3 protein-coding genes are annotated in these 3,361 nt (G+C 39.8%); 1 reads left to right on the forward strand and 2 read right to left on the reverse strand.

Annotated features, from left to right (window positions below; all coding sequences use genetic code 11):
- The first annotated feature begins 239 nt into the window (after positions 1 to 239).
- Positions 240 to 401, forward strand: coding sequence for a hypothetical protein (locus tag VJL_RS29740; protein ID WP_173400291.1), 162 nt, complete (start codon positions 240 to 242; stop codon positions 399 to 401).
- 222 nt (positions 402 to 623) lie between these two features.
- On the opposite strand, the gene VJL_RS24435 is transcribed toward VJL_RS29740, so the two are convergent.
- Together VJL_RS24435 and VJL_RS24440 are read right to left on the reverse strand one after the other, a co-directional pair.
- Positions 624 to 1,268, reverse strand: coding sequence for a DCL family protein (locus tag VJL_RS24435; RefSeq protein ID WP_038881919.1), 645 nt, complete (start codon positions 1,266 to 1,268; stop codon positions 624 to 626).
- 141 nt (positions 1,269 to 1,409) lie between these two features.
- Complete coding sequence (locus VJL_RS24440; protein ID WP_038881920.1) at positions 1,410 to 2,636, reverse strand: Shedu anti-phage system protein SduA domain-containing protein; 1,227 nt, start codon at positions 2,634 to 2,636, stop codon at positions 1,410 to 1,412.
- Between the last annotated feature and the right edge of the window lie 725 nt (positions 2,637 to 3,361).

The raw sequence follows: 3,361 nt of genomic DNA on the forward strand, positions 1-3,361 counted from the left end.
GAGCGCCAAGCGTTGCGAATCACTGTTGAATTGTTTGTTATGTTTTACCACAAACACATGATTTACTTGAGAAAGAACTGCTATTTCTGAACAGTTTTCTGAAGTAAACCACAGGGCTCGAACCAACTTGACCGCCAAAGGCGAGTAACCTTAAACGTGTAATTCCACTTCCCTGCCCAATGAGGCAACCCGACTAAGCTCCAACAAGTACCCTTTCTTTCCAACCAAAGCGCAAAACAATGGTAATTTGCCGAGGCAACTGCCAAGCTGAAATGCTGCTTGGTAATGAACCTGAAAGCGACTTTGAGCCAGTTAAACAAGAAGCCGACCGCCACGACCTGACAATGAAGCAACCCGCGAACATTGGCATGTTTTACGGGCTGAGAGATGCAAGAACTTAGACCGACAATGCGGATTTGCTGAGTCTACTAGGGACGGATTGCCAGAGGGACAAAGAACTAGAGCCTAAGAACTTTAAGTCTTTGAATTTCAAGTAAACATAACGCCCTGTTAAGGGGTGAGCAACGCATTACCGAAGCCGCCGCATACCACCTTAATCACTAAAACCAACGCATAGTGAAAATGCTACGCGTTGCGAATCCCTCTTGAACAGTTTGTTAGTTTTATTTGCTTAAATTAGCCTCAATGCTAAGCAGCTCAAATTCTGCTCTTGATTGATGATATTTCTGCCAACTTTCTGTAACTACATGACTAGCAAGCTTTCCCCGCTGATCGGAATCACTATACTCTGGGTCAATTAATTCAACTGACTCGTAAGTAAGACTATTTTCAGCAAGAAAGTCCGTCAGCATGTCATCAAATGACATTGAAACATAAGAAACATGGCTATTGTCGAATGTCAGATTAACACCTAGTTTTGGACATACAGCCCCATTCAAAATAGCTTCGTTTTTGAATGCCATGACAGTGCTTTTAACAGCTCTTCGAAAAGCGTAAGAAACAACCATTTTCTTTGTATATGGCTTAACACAATGTCTCCAGCTAATTACGACTCTAGAATCATCTTTTCGGATTATGAACAGACATCTATTTCGGTGGAAATCTAACCCAACTTCAATATCTTTAATGCCACAACCAACCTTTTCATCATACTCACTATGCAATGTAAACAAAGCTTCAAAAAAAGCTTTATCATCCAAAGCCATTATTGTTCCGGGACTGTATGAATTAATACGACGACGAGCATCTTCTTCGCATGCCTTTCGAGTGCCAAATTTAAATTGACCAAATGAAATCGGTTTTGCCACAACTGCCTCCTATAAAACTAACGCCCTGTTAAGGTGTGAGCAACGCAATACCGATGCCGCCGCATACCACCTTAAACACTAAACGTAACGCATAGTGAAAATGCCACGCGTTGCGAATCACTCTTAAACAGTTTGTTATGCCTATTGGTAAAACTGTGCTTTTACACCGTCGATAAGATCATCAAAGGTAATTATTTCTAGGTCCCTAAAGTCTGATTGAATCTCACGCCACACTTCCGATTTGAAATCATGACGACGACCGACTACTAGGTAACGCTTTGGCTTATGAACCTTGAAACCATACTTGTCTTCGAACCACCTGCGATTATTAGGGTCGTCAAAAAATGAGACATAAGCCCTAGTTTGAGATATGTACGAGTTAAGCCATGCGGAAAATGTTTCTCTATTTTCTGAACCGACCACAAATGATTTAGGTATATGAGGTAACTTGAACTCGACAATATCCGCATACCCATTAGGTTGAACCACGAAAAAGTCAGGTCTGATCGATTTACGGTCTTCACTTTGCCAATCACATGTCAATTCAGAATGAATTGCTGTAGCGCCAAATTTCATAGATAGAATAAACTGATTTTCTTCTTCACTGATAAAGTTTGTTATATCTACTTCGCTTGAATCTTTGTTACCCCAAAGTTCAATAAATCTATTGATCTTTGGCAGTTGTATATACTTAAACTCATCGGGGGCAGGATAGACATAATGAGCGTCAGGCTTCACTAGATCCTTATAGATACTTAGATTAAAGCCAAAACTATCCATTTCAGGGTCGCTACTGTCAAACTCGATAGGGATTAAGTCTAGCCACTTAATTTGCCTAGTTATCAAACCAGATTCATCAGCATCAAAAAAGAACGCATTTATCACTCGAGTAAAGCGATCATTCATTACCGACGGGGTCGGTACATTTAGCCCCATGATTGAATTTTGCGCTGAAAAGTTCCATTTCAACTCTCTCAACTTATCAAAACCACGGTTTGTCGGGAATATAATATCTTCAGAGTAAGGAGGTAACGGTAGTGAAATTGGTCTTGTTGAATCAAATTCAAAGCCAATGATTTTCTCTACTAAATTACATTCCTCTACAGAGTAATCGAAGTATTTAACCTCAATGTTTGAACCTGACTCTAACTCCGTAATAAATTCTGGACCATCAAACTCAACACCTATATGAGTGCGCCCAAGATATACGGATATCGACCTTGGATTCATAAGGAACCCAGGTACCGTCTTAATTAATTCTGGATTTTCTTTTACATAGTGATACATAGGACTAATGTACTCTTTCATATGCATCTCTAAAAATGTCATTACTAACTGCTTCATATCTACGCAGTCTTTTGATGTCATTATTCATTTCCTCTTATAGGCATAACGCCTTGTTAAGGTGTGAGGCACGCAATGCCGAAGCCTCCGCATACCACCTTAACCACTAAAGTTAACGCATAGTAAAAATGCCACGCGTGCCGAATCACTCTTAAACAATTTGTTATGTGCGTGCTTAAATTAAACACCTTTACTCTCTGAACAGCTAATCGATATAAGAGGCGACCGCAACTGCACCAAAATAGAGTTCAAGAGCGAAATAAAAAAGTACACTTTTGGAGACTTTCTTCTTTAAAAACACTTTAACCATAAGAAGTGTGACAATGATGTATACGATGGCAACTAACATTCTATCCCTACATGTAGCCTGACCATGAACTATTCAAGCGACGAAATTTCGCAACCGGAACAATCAAGATGTTGGAAACGCAAAAAAGATATACAAGGCTGCACCAAATACCGAGCCAGCCATGAACAAACCCAACTTTATTGCAGTACTTTTATTCGATTCCTTTTTGGACATAGTAATTCCTTTTACTAATTTAAAATGACTTTCATGTACATCTATACATCATCAACACCAAAGCACATAACGCCCAATTAACGTGTGAGCAGCGCAAACACTGAACTTGAATACTGCGCCGTAAACACTTAACTCAACCCGAAGTGAGAGCGCCAAGCGTTGCGAATCACTGTTGAATTGTTTGTTATGTTTTACCACAAACACATGATTTACTTGAGAAAGAACT

It is taken from the genome of Vibrio jasicida CAIM 1864 = LMG 25398 (genome assembly GCF_000400365.1).
In the GTDB taxonomy this organism is placed as follows: Bacteria; Pseudomonadota; Gammaproteobacteria; order Enterobacterales; family Vibrionaceae; genus Vibrio; species Vibrio jasicida.